At 73.5% G+C, this 15775-nt stretch carries 14 protein-coding genes and 1 tRNA gene; 10 read left to right on the top strand and 5 right to left on the bottom strand.

The genetic code is table 11. The features are described 5' to 3' along the window. Nucleotides 1-136 precede the first annotated feature (136 nt). The 7 genes from TOK_RS20180 (at nt 137) to TOK_RS20150 (ending at nt 9343) form a co-directional block, all read left to right on the top strand. On the top strand, nt 137-1993 hold the full coding sequence (locus TOK_RS20180; RefSeq protein ID WP_098959560.1) for an Hsp70 family protein: 1857 nt from the start codon (nt 137-139) through the stop codon (nt 1991-1993). A 391-nt stretch (nt 1994-2384) separates the two neighbouring features. After that, nucleotides 2385-2660, top strand: coding sequence for a hypothetical protein (locus tag TOK_RS20175; RefSeq protein ID WP_141566459.1), 276 nt, complete (start codon nt 2385-2387; stop codon nt 2658-2660). 65 nt (nt 2661-2725) lie between these two features. Then, entirely contained in the window at nt 2726-3949 is a 1224-nt protein-coding gene (locus TOK_RS20170) for an MFS transporter (RefSeq protein ID WP_216362030.1), read from the top strand. A gap of 39 nt (nt 3950-3988) precedes the next feature. Next, a complete protein-coding gene (locus tag TOK_RS20165; protein ID WP_098959558.1) occupies nt 3989-4807 on the top strand; it encodes a hypothetical protein in 819 nt (272 codons plus the stop codon). A 52-nt stretch (nt 4808-4859) separates the two neighbouring features. Continuing rightward, nucleotides 4860-6128 (top strand): MmcQ/YjbR family DNA-binding protein, encoded by a 1269-nt coding sequence (locus tag TOK_RS35085; RefSeq protein ID WP_306305155.1) that lies wholly within the window; start codon nt 4860-4862, stop codon nt 6126-6128. A 30-nt stretch (nt 6129-6158) separates the two neighbouring features. Then, nucleotides 6159-6941 carry a hypothetical protein gene (locus TOK_RS20155; protein ID WP_098959557.1) on the top strand — a complete coding sequence of 261 codons (783 nt, stop codon included), beginning with the start codon at nt 6159-6161 and terminating at the stop codon, nt 6939-6941. 158 nt (nt 6942-7099) lie between these two features. Then, complete coding sequence (locus TOK_RS20150) at nt 7100-9343, top strand: UvrD-helicase domain-containing protein (RefSeq protein WP_253258514.1); 2244 nt, start codon at nt 7100-7102, stop codon at nt 9341-9343. A 107-nt stretch (nt 9344-9450) separates the two neighbouring features. Here the strand turns inward: TOK_RS20150 and TOK_RS20145 are convergent, their stop codons facing one another. Further along, the gene (locus tag TOK_RS20145) at nt 9451-9873 is read right to left on the bottom strand and encodes a VOC family protein (RefSeq protein ID WP_098959555.1); all 423 of its coding nucleotides are present in this window, start codon (nt 9871-9873) and stop codon (nt 9451-9453) included. Nucleotides 9874-9877: 4 nt separating this feature from the next. After that, entirely contained in the window at nt 9878-10564 is a 687-nt protein-coding gene (locus TOK_RS20140; RefSeq protein ID WP_098959554.1) for a TetR/AcrR family transcriptional regulator C-terminal domain-containing protein, read from the bottom strand. A 48-nt stretch (nt 10565-10612) separates the two neighbouring features. Between TOK_RS20140 and TOK_RS20135 the strand changes: the two genes are divergently transcribed. After that, nucleotides 10613-11707 (top strand): NAD(P)/FAD-dependent oxidoreductase, encoded by a 1095-nt coding sequence (locus TOK_RS20135; RefSeq protein ID WP_098959553.1) that lies wholly within the window; start codon nt 10613-10615, stop codon nt 11705-11707. A 215-nt stretch (nt 11708-11922) separates the two neighbouring features. On the opposite strand, the gene TOK_RS20125 is transcribed toward TOK_RS20135, so the two are convergent. Next, a tRNA-Gly gene (locus TOK_RS20125) sits at nt 11923-11996 on the bottom strand. A gap of 203 nt (nt 11997-12199) precedes the next feature. On the opposite strand from TOK_RS20125, the gene TOK_RS20120 reads away from it, so the two are divergent. Together TOK_RS20120 and dcd are read left to right on the top strand one after the other, a co-directional pair. Next, the gene (locus tag TOK_RS20120; RefSeq protein ID WP_098959552.1) at nt 12200-13318 is read left to right on the top strand and encodes a UDP-N-acetylglucosamine 2-epimerase; all 1119 of its coding nucleotides are present in this window, start codon (nt 12200-12202) and stop codon (nt 13316-13318) included. 28 nt (nt 13319-13346) lie between these two features. Beyond that, nucleotides 13347-13928, top strand: coding sequence for a dCTP deaminase (gene dcd, locus TOK_RS20115; RefSeq protein WP_098959551.1), 582 nt, complete (start codon nt 13347-13349; stop codon nt 13926-13928). Between the two features lie 57 nt (nt 13929-13985). Here the strand turns inward: dcd and TOK_RS20110 are convergent, their stop codons facing one another. After that, on the bottom strand, nt 13986-14756 hold the full coding sequence (locus TOK_RS20110; protein WP_098959550.1) for an ABC transporter permease: 771 nt from the start codon (nt 14754-14756) through the stop codon (nt 13986-13988). Then, complete coding sequence (locus tag TOK_RS20105) at nt 14753-15760, bottom strand: ABC transporter ATP-binding protein (protein WP_172457670.1); 1008 nt, start codon at nt 15758-15760, stop codon at nt 14753-14755. The genes TOK_RS20110 and TOK_RS20105 overlap by 4 nt, the downstream gene beginning before the upstream one ends. Between the last annotated feature and the right edge of the window lie 15 nt (nt 15761-15775).

Below are 15775 nucleotides of genomic sequence, written 5' to 3'. Positions count from 1 at the left end.
GCCACCCGTTCGTGCATTGGGGTGCTACCACCCCTTCGGTCGCTAACGAACTGCGGCGATACTCCGATGGCACAAAGGCAAGGGGGGTCCGTGCGCGCACCGGGGCAGCTCGCGGACATCGGGGGAGGGACGAACGATGGGGTACCTGCTCGGTATCGACCTGGGCACGACGTACTCGGCTGCGGCCGTGTGCCGGCCCTCGGGCGACCATTGGGCCGAGCCCGAGATGGTGACCCTCGGGTCCCGGTCGGCCAGCGTCCCGTCCGTCCTCTACATCAGCACCGACGGCTCGGTCGTCGTCGGTGAGGCCGCGGAGCGCCGCGCCCTGACCGACCCGGACCGCGTCGTCCGCGAGTTCAAGCGCCGCATCGGCGACCCCACCCCGCTCGTCGTGGGGGGCGTGCCGTGGCCGGCCGAGGAGCTCGCCGCCCGCCTGGTCTCCTGGATCGTCTCGCAGGTCGCGGCCCGCGAGGGCGGCCCGGCTGACGGCATCGCCGTCAGCCACCCCGCCGCCTGGGGCCGGCACAAGAAGGACCTGCTGGCCGAGGCGCTGGCCGCGCACGGCCTGGTGGTCACCTTCCTCGCCGAGCCCGAGGCCGCCGCGATGCACTACGCGTCCGCGGCCCGGGTCGCGGACGGATCGACGATCGCCGTCTACGACCTCGGGGGCGGCACCTTCGACTCGGCCGTCGTCCGCAAGGGTGGCTCCGGGTTCGGCCTGCTCGGCCGGCCAGAGGGCATCGATCGCCTCGGCGGCATCGACTTCGACCAGGTCGTGTTCGACCACGTCGTCGAGGCCATGCCCGACGCCTTCGCCGACCTCGACGACACCGATCCCGACGTCCTCGCCGCCGTGGCCCGCATCCGCCGCGAGTGCACCGAGGCCAAGGAGACCCTCTCCGCCGACACCGAGGCCTCCGTCCCGATCCTGCTGCCCGGCACCCAGGGCTCGGTGCGGTTGCACCGCAGCGAGTTCGAGCAGCTCATCGGCCCGCACGTCGAGGAGACGGTCGCGGCTCTGCGCCGGGCCGTCGGGTCCGCGGGACTCACCCCCGAGATGCTCGACGCGGTGCTGCTGGTCGGCGGCTCGTCGCGGATTCCGCTGGTCGCCCAGTTGGTGTCCGAGCAGCTGGAGCGGCCTGTCGCCGTCGACGCCGACCCCAAGAACGCGATCGCCAAGGGCGCGGTCCTCGCCGTGGCCCCGCGGCCGTCGATGTCGTGGCCGGCCGTCGAGATGGCCCCCGTGGAGATCACCAGCCCGATCCCCGTCGTCTCCGCCGCGGCCCTGGTCCCCGCCGCCGGAGCCGCCTTGACGCCCTGGTCCGAGGTGGACCGCCACATCGACGTCCGGCCGGTCGCGCACGTCGCGCCGCCGCGTCCGCCTGTGCAGCCGCTGCCCGACTGGACCCGTGAGGAGCCCGAGGAGTCCCGCGAGCGGCGTGGCCCCGTCGGGCTGCTCATCGGTGCCGGCGCGGCACTGGGCATCGCGGCCATCGCTGCCGCCGTGCTGACCTGGCCGACGGCCCGTCCCGCCTCGGCGGGCTCGACCGTCAACGGCCCGCTGTCGACGGCGTCGGCACCCGCCGAGCAGGGTGGCGGGGTGTCGCCCGCGGCCAACCCGGTCGCGGAGCCGGTTGCCGTAGGCGGCAACGCCGCACAGAACGACAACGCCCCTGTCGGGGGTGCGAAGGCCCCCGTGGTCCCCGGTGCCCCGGCCGCGCCGGTGGTCCCGCCGGCTGCGGGCACGACCGTGCCGCCGGTCACGGACACGTCGACGGTCCCGCCCCCGGCGACGGAAGGGACGCCGTCGACGAGTACCCCGGCGGACCCGCCCCCGGTGACGGACCCGCCGCCGGTCACCGACCCGCCGCCGGTCACCGACCCGCCGCCGGTCACCAACCCGCCGGCGACCAACCCACCGGTCAGCGACCCGCCCGTCAGCAACCCGCCTCCCGTTGTCGTGCCGCCGTCCTCCGAGCCCGCCACGAGCTGATCCACGACCACCTCGCCCCCGGGCGGGGTATGGGCCGGGACCGGCGCGGCGGGGGGAGCCCACGCGCCGGTCCCTGGTGCCCGATCAGGCCGCCGTGTTCGACGCGCGAGCCCGGGTCGCCGGCACCCGGCAGCGTTCCCGAGTCGAGCTCGGCGTGGTCGGACGCCTGAGTCCGCCGTGCACGGTGACGACGTGCGGGCCCGTCGCGCGGCGAGGCCTACGCGCCGGCCTCTGCGCCCGACGCCGAACTCGACGTGAGACTGGTCCGTCGGCACCCGTGACCGGTTCTGTGTCGAACTCGGCGTGCTCGGGGTGTCACGTTCGGGTGACGTCCGGCGATGGAGGGGGCGGGACCGCCGCGACGGCGGGCCGGATGATCGGGGAGGTGCCCGTGGCTCGCATGTCGGCCGTGGTGATCGTGTTGGAGACGTTGGCGATCCTGCTGGCGCTGGCCGTGTTCGGGCCGTTCGTGCTGCTCGTCGGGGTGCCGGCACTCGTGGCGACGGTGCTGGTCCTCGCGACCGCGGTCGTCGCCGAACGGCGGCGGATCCGTCGCGAGGAGGCCGCGGCCGCGTTGCCGACGGTCCCCGGTGGCCTGATGAGCGGCTTCTTCCGCGTCCCCGCGCAGGTCACACCCGTCGACGAGGCTCAGCGCGCTCGCTTCTGACCTCCGGCGCCGGTAGGACACGAATTCGCACGACGCCGGCCCCGGTGCGGCCGTAGGTTCCCCGCGTGACCGCCCCCGAGCCGGCGCCGCTGGGGGCGCTCGCCCTCGTCCGCAGCCAGGGGCCGTACCGCACGCTGTGGTCGGCGCGCGGGGTGTCGCTGCTGGGCGACTCGCTGAGCCTCGTCGCGCTGATCCTGCACGTGGCGTCGTCGACGGGCGAGGCCCTGGCCGTCACCGTCCTGCTGCTGGTCGGTGACGTGGCGCCTGCCCTGGCCGCGCCGCTGCTGGGGTCGATCGCCGACCGGGTGGACCTGCGCAGGCTGATGATCGGCTGCGACGTCGCGCAGGCGGTCGTGACCGCGGTGCTGGCGTTGCTGCTGCCGCCGTTGCCGGTGCTGCTCGGGCTGGTCGCGGCGCGGGCGTTGCTGGGGCAGCTGTTCGCGCCGGCGTCGCGGGCCGCGGTGCCCGGGCTCGTCGACGACCGTGACCTCGAGGGTGCGAACGCCGGTGTCGGGTTCGGGGCGAACGTCGCGGAGATCGCCGGGCCGCTGCTGGCTGCCGCGCTGCTGGTGGTCGTCGACGTGCGGGCCGTCCTCCTGGTGGACGCCGCGTCGTTCGCGATCTCCGCCCTCGTGCTGACCCGCCTGCCGGCGCTGCCGCGGATGGCGGCGGAACCGTCGATGTTCGCACAGGCAAGGGCGGGGCTCGGCTACGTCCGGCGGACCCCGCTGGTGCGGATCGTGGTGGTCACGTTCTGCGCGGTGGTGGCGGCCAACGGTGTCGACGACGTCGCCCTCGTCTTCGTCGTCCGCGACCTGGGTGCGCCCGGCTTCGTGCTGGCGTTCCTGTACGCGGCGGTCGGCGTCGGACTGCTCGCGGGCTACCTGTGGCTGGGCCGTCGGCGGGCGCCCGCGACGGCCGCGCTGTTCGTCGCGGGCATGGCGGTGAGCAGTCTCGGGAACCTGCTGACCGGTGTCGTGTGGGCCGCCGCGGCGGCGATCGCCGTGCAGGCGGTGCGTGGCGCCGGGCTCGCGGTGCAGGACGTCGCGGCGACGACGATCCTGCAGCGCACCGTCCCCTCCGGCATGCAGGGCAGGGTGTTCGCGAACCTCTACGGGGGCATCGGCGTCGCGGCCGCGGTCTCGTACCTGCTCGGGGGCCTGTTGTTGCAGGCGACGTCGGCCCGGACCACGATGATCGTCGCGGGCGGGGTGGGATTGCTCGTGACCGCGCTCACCGCGTGGAGACTGGGTCGGGTGGCGAGTGGTTCCGTGTCCGCACGGGACTGAGGCAGGCTCGGCGCCGTCGAGCGGAGGGAGCATCGCGACGTGGTCCTGGGCCTGGTCTTCGCCGTCGCGGCGATGGTCCTCAACTGTGTCGCGGGGCTCCTGCAGTCGGACGCCACGACCCGCACGACCCGCCACCGCCCCCTCGCTCTGCAGCCGCGGTTCATCGGGGGCCTGGTCGTCGACGGTCTGGCGTGGGTGTGCACGGTGGTCGCGCTGCGGTTCCTGCCGGTGTTCGCGGTGCAGGCGATCCTCGGCGGCTCGATCGCGCTGACGGCGCTGGCGGTCCGCTGGATCTGGGGGACGCGGCTGCGCGTGCTCGACCGGGTCGCGATCGGCGGCTGCGTCATCGGGCTGGTGATGATCGCCGGTGCGGCGGGCGTCGACCGGCCGGAGGGCGCCGACACCGCCGCCGACGTCGTCCTCGGCATCTCCCTCGCCGTGCTGACCGCGGTGACGATCGCCCTCTACCGCTCGCGTCTCGCCTGGCCGCTCGCGCTGGTCGCGGGGCTCGGGTTCGGCGGGACGTCGCTGGCGGTGCGGTCGGTGCACATCGGCCCGGACGGTTTCGACGTCGTCGCGCTGCTCGCCCAGCCCGCCACCTACCTGCTGCTCGGGTTCTGGCTGGTCGGGATCGTGACGTTCGCGCGGGCGCTGTCCCGCGGCGACCTGTCCCTCGTCACCGCGGTGTTCACGGTGACCGAGGTCGTGGTGCCGGGGCTGGTGGCGATCGGGCTGCTCGGCGACCGGATCCGCGACGGCTGGATCGCGCCGTTCGTCGTCGGGCTGGTGCTGGCCGCGGCGGGCGTGATCGTGCTTGCGGGGTCGTCGACGCAGCGCAGGGGGCAGTGGCAGCGCTGAGGCGTTCCCATTCGTCCACGACGGCCCGCGCGGGACGCGTCAGGATGAGGGCATGGACTGGGACGACGTGGTGCGGATCGGGACGGGGCTGCCCGAGGTGGAGGAGTCGACGTCGTACCGGACGCCGGCGTTGAAGGTCCGCGGCACGCTGATGGTGCGGCTGCGCGCCGAGGAGGACGGGCTGCTCGTCGTGATGTGTGCGATGGAGGAGAAGGAGGCGATGCTCGCCTCGGGCGATCCGACCTTCTCGACGACTCCGCACTACGACGGTCACGGCTCGATACTCGTCGACCTGACGAGGATCGGGTCCTCGCAGCTCACCGAGCTGATCACCGAGGCCTGGCGGCTCAAGGCACCGCGCGCGGCTGCGGTCGGCCCACGAGGTCTGAGCGACGTTCGGCGCATTCGGCGTACCCGTTGCTCCGATCCGTCGGATTCGTCGGATGGGTCTGCTAGAAATCCGGGAAGCGACGGTCGCCGGGGTGGTGGCGTCGGATCCAGGGGGAAACGCATGTCGAACTCGCCCGGCCAGTGGCCGCAGAACCCACCGCCGGGCGGGCCCGGGCAGCCTGGCCCGGGGCAGTACCCGGGCCAGCCCTCGCCGCCGCAGCAGTACCCGGGTCAGCAGTACGGGGATCCGCGGTACGGCCAGCAGCCCGGTGGGCAGCAGTACGGCGGCCAGTACGGCGGCCCGCAACAGGGCGGCCGGCCGTACGGTGGGCAGCCTTACCCCGGGCAGCAGTACGGCGGTCCTGGGCAGGGCCCCGGCGGTCAGCCGCCGCAGCACGGCGCGCCGGCCCGCGCCGCACCGAAAGGCTCGCCGGGGGCGGCCCCCGGTCCGGGCATGATCTTCGCGATCATCACCGTCGTCGGCGGCCTGCTCGCAGCCGTCGGGTCGTTCCTGCCCTGGGTCACGTTGCAGGCCGGGACGTTCGGTTCGCTGTCGGTCGCAGGCACCGAGGGCGACGGCATCATCACGCTGATCGTGGGCATCCTGATCGTCGCGGTCGGCGTCCTTCGCCTGCTCAAGCCGTCGATCCCGGCCCTCGTGCAGCGCGTGCCGATCCTGCTGGGGCTGATCGTCGTCGGCCTCGGCGTGTACGTGATCATCAACCTGAACTCCACGATGGCAGAAGCCGGCGCAGCCACCGGGGGTCTGGCCGGCGAGCTGGCCGACGCCTTCGACTTCTCGCTGGGCTTCGGCCTGATCATGACAATCGTCGGCGGCGTCGTGGCGGTCGTCGGCGGCATCGTCGTCAGCAAGGCGAGCGCCCCGGCGGTCCCGCCGGGTGTCGCGGGCTACCCGCCCGCCGGGTACTGAGACCCGGGTACCGGGACCGGGTACGCGCTGGTGCGCGCGGCGGTGGTCGAGCGCGGGCTCGCGGAGGCACCCGCCGGGACCCGGACGCCCGACGGTCGCTCGCTGTCCCGGCTACCCGCGGACGAGGCGGCGTCCCGGCTCGGGGCGACGACCGTCGGGATCCACCGGGCCCGGCTGCTGCAGATCCTGCTCGACGCCCTGCCGCCCGACGTGCTGCGCTCCGGGACCGAGGTCGTCGGTGTCGACGCAGGTCCGCCACCCACCGTCGGCGTCGTTCACGGCGGGGTGGAGAGCACCGTCCAGGCCGACGTGGTCGTCGTGGTCGACGGCATCGACAGCCGGCTGCGCGCCGCGTTGCTACCCGGTTCCGGTGGGACACGTGACAGCGGCGCCACCGCATGGCGCGCGGTCACCGCCCGCATCCGCGGCGGGGCCGGGGCCGGTCCCGGCGGCCGTGGCGCCGGCGCCGGGTTCACCCGCGGGTACTGGGTCGTCGTCGCCGTCGAGGTGGTCGCTCTCTTCGGCGGGCTCAACCTGATCAACGGCGTGTTCGGGCAGGGCGGGTACGGGGTCGCCTGGGTGGCGTTCGTGGTCGGGGTGCATTTCGTCGGGCTCGGCGCGGTCTGGCACGCGCCGCCGTCGCATGTCCTGGGCGCGGTGTTGACGGGCCTCGGCATCCTCGGTGCGGTGCTCGGCCTGGTGACCGGCTCGGATGCGTGGATCGCGGGGGTCGCCGGTGTCGGCTCCGGCGCTGCGTTGCTGCTCGGGACCGCGGTTGCGCTGTGGACGTGGCGGGACGTCTCGACGGCCTGACCGGTGAGTACGGAATACGTGGTCGAAGGCATTCGTGCGCGCAGCCGGTAACCGCTTCGGAGTTTGCATCGGATTGAGCGGAGACGTTATTCTGATGGGTGCCTTCGAGTGACAAAGCCCTAGCTCCGCATATCAATCATAGCACGGGCAAGGAGAGCGTGGAAACACCTTCTTACGAACAGGAACTGGTCGCGGAGACCGAGCACATCCGCGGACTGCACACCATGCTCGTCGACGAACTGGAGAGTGCCACCGCTCAGGCGCGAGGCATGCTCGCGGCGCCGACCGGCGGCGAGATCAGCGGCCTCTGGGAACGCGACGTCTCCGTCCACCGCTGGTCGGACCGGGTGGGAGCCCTCTCCGCAGCCCGCTCCGGCCTCTGCTTCGGCCGGCTCGACCACGCCGACGCGACCACCGCCTACATCGGCCGAATCGGGCTGACCGACCCCACCGACGGCGAGAGCGCCCTCATCGACTGGCGGGCACCCGCCGCACAGCCCTTCTACTGCGCGACGATGGCCACTCCACTCGGTGTGAGCAGGCGTCGCCATTTCCAGATCGCCGGAACGGCACCCGACGAGCGGGTCACCACATTCCACGACGACGTCCTCGACGGCACCGTCGACTCCGGATCCGCCTCCGACCCCGCCCTTCTCGCAGCCCTGAAGGCGCCGCGCGGCTCGATGATGCGCGACATCGTCACGACCATCCAGGCCGAGCAGGACGCGATCATCCGCCTCCCGCTGTCGGGGACGGTGGTGATCGAGGGCGGCCCCGGTACGGGCAAGACGGCCGTCGCACTGCACCGCGTCGCCTACCTCCTCTACGCCCACCGCGAGCGGCTGGCGCGCAGCGGCGTGCTCGTCGTCGGGCCCAGCGCCGACTTCATCCACTACGTCGGAGGAGTGCTCCCGGCGCTCGGCGAGTCGGCCGTCCTGTTCACCACGCCCGGCCGGCTGGCGCACGGCATCGTCGCGACGGCGGTGGACACCGACGACGTGGCCCGCACCAAGGGCGACCTCGCGATGGTCGACGTGCTGCGCCGCGCCGTCGAGGACCGCCAGGAGCTGCCGACGACGCCGATCGCGATCGAGCTCGAGGACGTCACCGTCGAGATCGACCGGAAGACCGCCACCGAGGCCCGCCGGCGCGCCCGGGCCACCGGGCAGCCGCACAACATCGCCCGCGCGACGTTCCGCGACACCCTCGGCAAGCTCCTCGTGCAGCAGGGCCTCGAACGGCTCGACCACGAGTTCGAGGACCCACCCGAGCTCGTCGAGCTGCTCAGCGGGCTCAGCGGCCTCCCCGAGATCGAGCCCGCCGGCGCCGCCGAGATCACCGCCGAGATGCGCGCCGAGCTTCGCGACGACCTACGGGCCGACACCGCCTTCCACTCCGCGGTCGAGGAGCTGTGGCCGGCGCTCACCCCGCAACAGGCACTCACCGACCTGTTCGCGTCTCCGCAGCGGTTGGCGTCGGCGGGCGGTGACACGGATGTCGCCGGCCTGCGCCGCGCACCCGGCGCCCCCTGGACGGTCGCCGACGCCCCGCTGCTCGACGAGCTGGCCGAGCTGCTCGGGCCGCTGCCCGACGGGCCGGCCCGCCCGGATCCGGTGGCGGAGGCCGACAGCCGCTACGCAGCCGAGGTGCTCAGCATCCTCGAGTCGGCCGACCGCCAGATCGCCGGTGAGGACCCCGACGAGGCGCGCCCCACCGACTTCGTCACCGCCGACGTCCTCGCCTCCCGCCAGGTGCCCGACCACCTCGCGAGCGTGGCCGAGCGTGCGGCGGGCGACCGGGACTGGCGGTTCGGGCACCTCGTCGTCGACGAGGCGCAGGAGCTGTCGGCGATGGACTGGCACGTCCTGCTGCGGCGCTGCCCGTCGCACTCCATCACCGCTGTCGGTGACCTTGCCCAGCGCAGCGCTCCCGCCGGGGCCCTGACCTGGGAGGATGTCCTGAGTCCGCACCTCGCCGACCGCTGGGCCCACCGGACGCTCACCGTCAACTACCGCACGCCGACCGAGATCATGGCCGCCGCCGCGGCCGTGCTGGCCGACTACGCACCCGACCGCCGCCCGCCCGAGTCCGTGCGCGCGACCGGCGAGGACCCCTGGGAGCGGACCGTCGCCGCGGCCGACCTCGCGACCGAGGTGCGGGCCGCCGTCGAGGCCGAGGCGGCGTCACTGCAGCGGGGCACTCTCGCCGTGATCGCCGACGACGTCACCACCCTCGCGGGACTGCCCGCCGAGATCCACACCCCGTTGTCCGCGAAGGGACTGGAGTTCGACGTCGTGGTGATCGCCGACCCCGAGCGCATCCGCGCCCGCAACCCCGCCGACCTCTACGTCTCGATGACCCGCGCCACGCAACGCCTGGGCCTGCTGCACGTGTCCTCCTGACCGAGAACCTCCGCCGAACTCGACCTCGGACTGGTTCGATCGTGGAAGACGGCGGTCCGAAGTCGAACTCGGCGGAGGTCGGCGCCGCGCCGTCGTCCTCCCGGCGATCAGAGGACGTCGAACTCGTTGCCCTCTGGGTCGGCCATCGTGACGTGGTCGGGGACCTCCCAGAGGACCGTGGCGCCGAGGCCGGCGAGGCGTTTCACCTCGGCGTCGACCCGGGAGCGGCGGACGGCGGGGTCGATGTGGCGGCCGCCGCCGACGGCGAGGTCGAGGTGCATCCGGTTCTTGACGGTCTTGGCCTCGGGCACGCGCAGGAAGGAGATGCCGGGGGCGGCGCCGGTGGGGTCGTGGAGGAAGGCGCCGTCGTCGCGTTCGGTGGGCGGGACGTCGTGGTCGTCGAACCAGTCTTCCCACGACGACCAGCCCTGCGGTGGCGGCGCGGGTTCGTAGCCGAGGGCAGCGGCCCAGAAGGCGGCGAGGGCTCCCGGTGAGGCGCAGTCGATCGTCAGGCTCCAGGCGGTGGCCATCGGGTCAGGGTAGGGCGGCGAGACCGGTGAGGACGATGCCGAGCCCGGTGGCGAAGACGGTGGCGGGGTCGTCGTCGGTGCCGTCGCTGACGAGCCGCTCGATGTGGGGGTGGCGGCCGTCGGCGAGGACCCGCATCAGGTAAGGACCGTGGGTGGTCTGCCAGCGGAGCTTGTCGAGGCCGGTGGCGCGGGTCGCGCGGAGCTCGCCGATCTCGGTGCGGATCGCGCCGTTGACGTACGCGCGCAGCGTGGAGAGGGCGCGGCGGGCGTCGTCGATCGCCGGGAACCTGGTGACGGCCGCGGCGAGGGTGGCCTCGTTGACGGCGAGGGCATGGGGGCCGATCGCGGGCCGTCCGCCGAGGAGGTCGGCGAACCATTCGTGGCGCAGCGCGGCGGCGCGGGTCCGGTCGGCCCAGCCGTGGAGGGCGATGCGCCAGTCCGTGTCGGCGGGGACGTCGATCTCGGAGTGGACCTCGTCGACCATGAGGTCGAGCAGTTCCTCCTTGGTGGCGACGTACCCGTAGAGGCGCATGGGCCCGGCGTCGAGGGCGGCCCCGACCTTGCGGAGGGAGACGGCGTCGAGCCCGCCCGAGTCGGCGAGGGCGATGGCGGCGGCGACGATCGCGGCGCGGCTCAGCGGGGTGAGCGCGGTGCGGCCTGCGGGTTCGGGCCGCTCCCACACGGATTCCATCGATACAGCGTATCGTTCAATACAGTGTATCGACGAGGAGGACGGCTCATGCGCATCGCGATCGTCGGCGCCGGACCGGCCGGGCTGGTTCTCGCCCGGGTCCTGTGCCGGCACGGCGTCCCGGCCGCCGTCCACGAGGCCGACGCCTCCCCGGCGGCGCGCCCGCAGGGTGGCTGTCTCGACCTGCACCCCGAGTCGGGCCGGCGGGCCATGCGCGAGGCGGGGCTGGGTGCGGAGTTCGAATCGATCGCCCGGCCCGAGGGTGAGGACCACCGGATCGTCGGCCACACGGGCACGGTGCTCGTCGACCACGAGAGCGCCGGCACCGACCAGCGTCCGGAGGTCGACCGGGCCGACCTGCGCCGCGTCCTGCTCGACTCCCTGCCGGCGGGCACGGTCCGGTGGGGGCAGCGGCTGACCTCCGTGGACGACCTGCCCGACGGCGCCCGGCGGCTGCACTTCTCCGACGGCGCCTCCGCCGACTGCGACCTGCTCGTCGGGGCCGACGGCGCGTACTCGCGGGTCAGGCCACTGCTCACCGATGCGCGGCCGGCGAGCTCGGGATCCGCATGGATCGACCTGGGGACCGTCGCGGCCGGCCACCCGGCCGCGGAGATCGTCGGGCGCGGGTCGTTCTGGGCGCTGGGTGAGGAGAAGGTCGTCGGCGGGCAGCGCCGGGCGGGCGGCGAGGTCGGGGTGTCGATCTCGCTGCGGGTCGCGCCGGGCCGGGGGACGACGTTCGACGTCGCGGAGCTGCTCGCCGGCTGGTCCCCGGCCGTCACGGCGCTGGTCGAGGCCGCCGCGGGCCCGGCCGTCGCTCGCGAGCTCATGGTGCTGCCGGTGGGGCTGACCTGGCCGTCGACGCCGGGGGTGACGCTGATCGGCGACGCCGCGCATCTGATGGCGCCGGTCGGTGAGGGGGCGAACCAGGCGATGCTCGACGCGCTGGAGCTCGGCCTCGCGCTGGTGGCACGACCCGACGACCCGGCAGGCGCCGTCGCTGCGTTCGAGGCCGAGATGGTGGCGCGTACCGCTCCGATCGCGGCGGAGTCGGCCAGGATGCAGGAGATGCTGCTGGCTCCCACTGCCGCGGAGGACATGACCAGGTTCTTCACCAGGTCTGCAGGGGCGCCCGGGTCGTGAGTGGCGATGGTCGCTCCGGCGACTGCACCGTCGCCGACTCCTGGCGGGGGTGCCGAGGTCTGCAGAGCTGTTCGGCCCCGTCGTGGAGGTCTCGGACGACGCGCCCGCGCTCGACCGCCTGGCCGGCGTGACGGGCCGCGACCCGGTATGGGTCCCGTGCGGACGACGAAGGCCCAGGTCCGGTGTGGACACCGGATGACCTGGGCCTTTTCGCGTGGAGCGGATGACGGGAATCGAACCCGCGTATTCAGCTTGGGAAGCTGATGTTCTACCATTGAACTACATCCGCACGTCTCTGATCACTCTAGCACCATCACCGCCCGTAGTCGGCTGAGCCACGTGGACGCCCACCAACAGGGTGGTTGCGACAGAGTGCGTGACGGACTGTTCGGATCCGCTCGACGCCGCGGGCCGGGGTGCTCCACACTCCGGACGGCCGGGGTACTCGTCGAGGGTTCCCGGACGCAGCTCCCCCGTAGCGAAGGACCGGGCATGACGGCATTCGAGAGGCTCATCGGCGAGCTTCCCGACGACCACGAGCACGACGTGCTCCTGATCGCGGGTACCCGCCCGGCGGTCGCACGGCTCGCCCCGGTCGCCACCGCGATCGCCGAGGCGGACCGCATCCGCGGGCTGACCGTGGCCACCGGCCCCGACCCGATGGCCACGCACGACGCGTTCGAGGCGCTCGGCGTCCCCGCCGACATCACGCTCCTGCTGGCCGAGCACCCCGGCTACGCACCCGCCGCGGTGGCGTCGGCGCTGACCGCGAAGCTCGACCAGCTGATGGTGGAGCAGGACCCGTCGGCGATCATGATCTACGGCGGTGGGATGACGGCGCTCATGGCGGCGCAGGTGGCGTTCTGGCGGCTGATCCCCGTCGTGCACCTGCAGGCCGGGGTTGCGACCGACGACCTGCTCTGCCCGTTCCCGGAGGAGGCGAACCGGCGGGTCATCGGCCAGCTCGCATCGCTGTTCCTCACGACGACCGGGCCGACGCTGGGCAGCCCGCTCGGACCCAACGTGCTGCAGGTCGGCGACACCATCGGCTCCAACCCGCCGCCCGCCGACCTCCGGTTCGCGGCGATGGTCATGCGCGTCGCGCAGGGGCGGTCGCGGCTGGTCGTCGCCGGTCTCGACAGCCCGGCGTCGGCGGCCGTGGTGGGAGACCTGCCCGCGCTGCTCGACCGCGACGACGACCTCGAGGTCGTGCTGTTCGGCGACCTCTGCGGCGACGACGACGCCGAGGTGCTGGCCCGTCACGAGCGCGCGGTCGTCGTCCCCCACCTGGAGCTGGCCGAGCTGGTGCACCTGGTGGCGGCGGCGAGCGTGCTGGTGTCCGACGACCCCGAGCTGGTCGGCGACGCGCCGGGCCTGGGTACCCCCGCGGTGCTGGTCGACGGCCCGCACATCGCGGAGCCGGGCGACTCGATCCGCAGCGTCGACGGCAGGCACGTGCTCGACGACGTGTGGCGCATCCTCGACGTCGACCCGCGCCCGCGGCCGGAGGTGTACGACGGCAAGGAGGCCGAGCGGGCGGAGGCGGCCGTCGCCTGGATGTTCGGGCTGAACCCGTTCCCGCAGCTCGCCCCCAGGTCCTCCGACGTCTGACCGGCGCCCTGCCCGCTAGGGTGACCCGGTGCTGCTCTCCGACGGTGACCTGCGCAAGGAGATCGAGTCGCAGCGGCTCGTCCTCGACCCGTGGGACACGTCCATGCTCCAGCCGTCGAGCATCGACGTCCGGCTCGACCGGTTCTTCCGGGTGTTCCAGAACTCGAAGTACACCCACATCGACCCGCGCGAGCAGCAGGACGACCTGACGTCGGCGGTGGAGCCCGAGGGCGACGACCCGTTCGTGCTGCATCCGGGCGAGTTCGTGCTGGGGTCGACGTTCGAGAGCGTCACCCTCCCCGACGATCTCGCCGGCCGGCTGGAGGGCAAGTCCAGCCTGGGCCGGCTCGGCCTGCTCACACATTCGACGGCCGGATTCATCGACCCCGGCTTCACCGGCCACATCACGCTGGAGCTGTCGAACGTCGCGAACCTGCCGATCACGTTGTGGCCGGGGATGAAGATCGGGCAGCTGTGCCTGTTCCGGCTGTCCAGCCCGGCCGAGCGCCCCTACGGCAGCGACGGCGTCGGCTCGCGCTACCAGGGGCAGCGCGGTCCGACGCCGTCGCGGGCGCACCAGAACTTCCATCGGGTCGACACCCGCCGCTGACTCCCCCGAATCGCGGCGGGCGCCGACCTCTCGCACGACCCTGACGGGTCGGAGCCCTCAGCCGTTGCGCGGGTCCCAGCGGAACCTCTGCTGGACGACCCGGGCGAAGACGCCCGCCCACACCAGGAGGGACAGGGTGGCGACGAGGGTGCCGGTCACCGCGCCCATGCCGACCTCGCCGCCCCACGCCAGCCGGACCAGCGTGCCGACGCCGGCGCCGGGCACGACGAGCAGCGCCTGCAGCCAGCCCTGTGCGGGGATGACGGCCATCGCGATCGCGCCGCCGAGCATCACGAACACCAGCGGTAGCGTGGTGATCTGCGCCCGCTCCGGCGACGGGGTGATGACACTCGTGGCGAGTGCCGCCGTCACCATCAGGGCGGTCCCGGCCAGGAGCATCGCCACCAGAGCGATCGGGTTGACCGGTGCGGCGACGCCCATCACGAGGTCGATCGCCGCGAAGATCACGATCTGCACGAGCGCGATGACGACGGCCGGGGTGAGCGTCGCGACGAGCAGGCCCGGATCGGAGATTCCACTGGTCCGCATGCGGGTGAGGACGCGGGTGTGCCGGCGGGCGACGACGGTCTGCGTGGCCGTCAGGTAGAGGCCCATACCGAGCGTGACGGCGGCCTGCAGTGCGACCACCATCGGCCAGACCTCGGGCCCGCCGCCGAAGGAGAACGCCCAGAACACGCCGAGCGCGACGGGCACGAACAGCGTGGACACGGCCATGGTGCGGTTGCGCATCACGAGCCGGACCTCGGCACCCGCGAGGGCCAGGTACTTCTGCACGGGGCTCGTCCCCGCGACGGTCGCGGTGGTCATCGAGTCACCTCCGGGTCGTTGTGCGCGGCCCGGGTCGTGCCGACGGTCCCCTCGCGCACCGAGTGGTAGATCTCGGCGAGGGACGCGGGCGCGGCTCGCAGGTCGGACAGCGGGACTCCCCGGCCCGCCGCCCAGTTCAGGAACGTCGTGAGATCGGCCTGCAGCTCGGCGGTGCGGACAGTGACGTGCACGGCCCCGCCCCGCGCCTGCACCGACGGCTCGCCGACGAGCGCCGGCAGGTCGGCGGGACCGGACGGCAGCGCCGCCGCGGGCAGCGTCGCCGAGAAGCCGGCGGGACGCGTCGCGAGAATCTCGGCCAGCGTGCCCTGCACCGCGACGCGACCCTCGTGCATGATCGCGACCCGGTCGGCCAGCGCCTCGGCCTCCTCCAGGTAGTGCGTGGTCATCAGGACCGTGCGGCCCGCCTCCTGCAGCTCCTGGATGGCGTCCCAGGTGCGGGTCCGCGACTCGGGGTCCAGGCCCGTCGTCGGCTCGTCGAGGATCACCAGCTCCGGCGACCCCCACACCGCCAGCGACAGGTCCAGCCGCCGCTTCTCGCCGCCCGACAGCTTCCCCACCTGCACGTCGCGCCGCGGGGTCAGCTCGAACCTGTCGAGGAGGCGCTCGACGCGGTCGGTCCGGTCGGACAGCTTCTGCCACAGCGCGAGCGTCTCGGCGACGGTCAGTTCGTCGACGAACCCGCCCTCCTGCAGCTGCACGCCCATCCGGCGGCTCAGCTCGTCGCGGTGCGTCGCGGGGTCGAGCCCCAGCACCGACACGTCCCCACCGGTGCGGCGGCCGAAGCCCTCGATGACCTCCAGCGTCGTGGTCTTGCCGGCGCCGTTCGTGCCGAGCAGCGCGAACACCTCGCCCTGCCGGACGTCGAGGTCGATGCCCCGGACCGCCTCGAAGTCGCCGTACGCGACCCGGAGCCCCCGTACCTCGACGGCCGACCCTCTCGTCGTCGCGGCGCTGCCCGCCGCGTGGATCGTCGTCTCCGTCATGGCCACAACGGTGCC

The sequence above is a fragment of the Pseudonocardia sp. N23 genome, assembly GCF_002583555.1.
In the GTDB taxonomy this organism is placed as follows: Bacteria; Actinomycetota; Actinomycetes; order Mycobacteriales; family Pseudonocardiaceae; genus Pseudonocardia.
Note: the sequence above shows the minus strand (reverse complement) of the source record. Positions and strands in the feature narration are given on the sequence as shown.

Coding starts and splice junctions, on each gene's coding strand:
- TOK_RS20120 (WP_098959552.1), top strand. CDS start 12,200: ATGACGGCATTCGAGAGGCTCATCGGCGAGCTTCCCGACGACCACGAG.
- TOK_RS20105 (WP_172457670.1), bottom strand. CDS start 15,760: ATGACGGAGACGACGATCCACGCGGCGGGCAGCGCCGCGACGACGAGA.
- TOK_RS20140 (WP_098959554.1), bottom strand. CDS start 10,564: ATGGAATCCGTGTGGGAGCGGCCCGAACCCGCAGGCCGCACCGCGCTC.
- TOK_RS35085 (WP_306305155.1), top strand. CDS start 4,860: ATGGACTGGGACGACGTGGTGCGGATCGGGACGGGGCTGCCCGAGGTG.
- TOK_RS20145 (WP_098959555.1), bottom strand. CDS start 9,873: ATGGCCACCGCCTGGAGCCTGACGATCGACTGCGCCTCACCGGGAGCC.
- TOK_RS20110 (WP_098959550.1), bottom strand. CDS start 14,756: ATGACCACCGCGACCGTCGCGGGGACGAGCCCCGTGCAGAAGTACCTG.
- TOK_RS20135 (WP_098959553.1), top strand. CDS start 10,613: ATGCGCATCGCGATCGTCGGCGCCGGACCGGCCGGGCTGGTTCTCGCC.
- TOK_RS20180 (WP_098959560.1), top strand. CDS start 137: ATGGGGTACCTGCTCGGTATCGACCTGGGCACGACGTACTCGGCTGCG.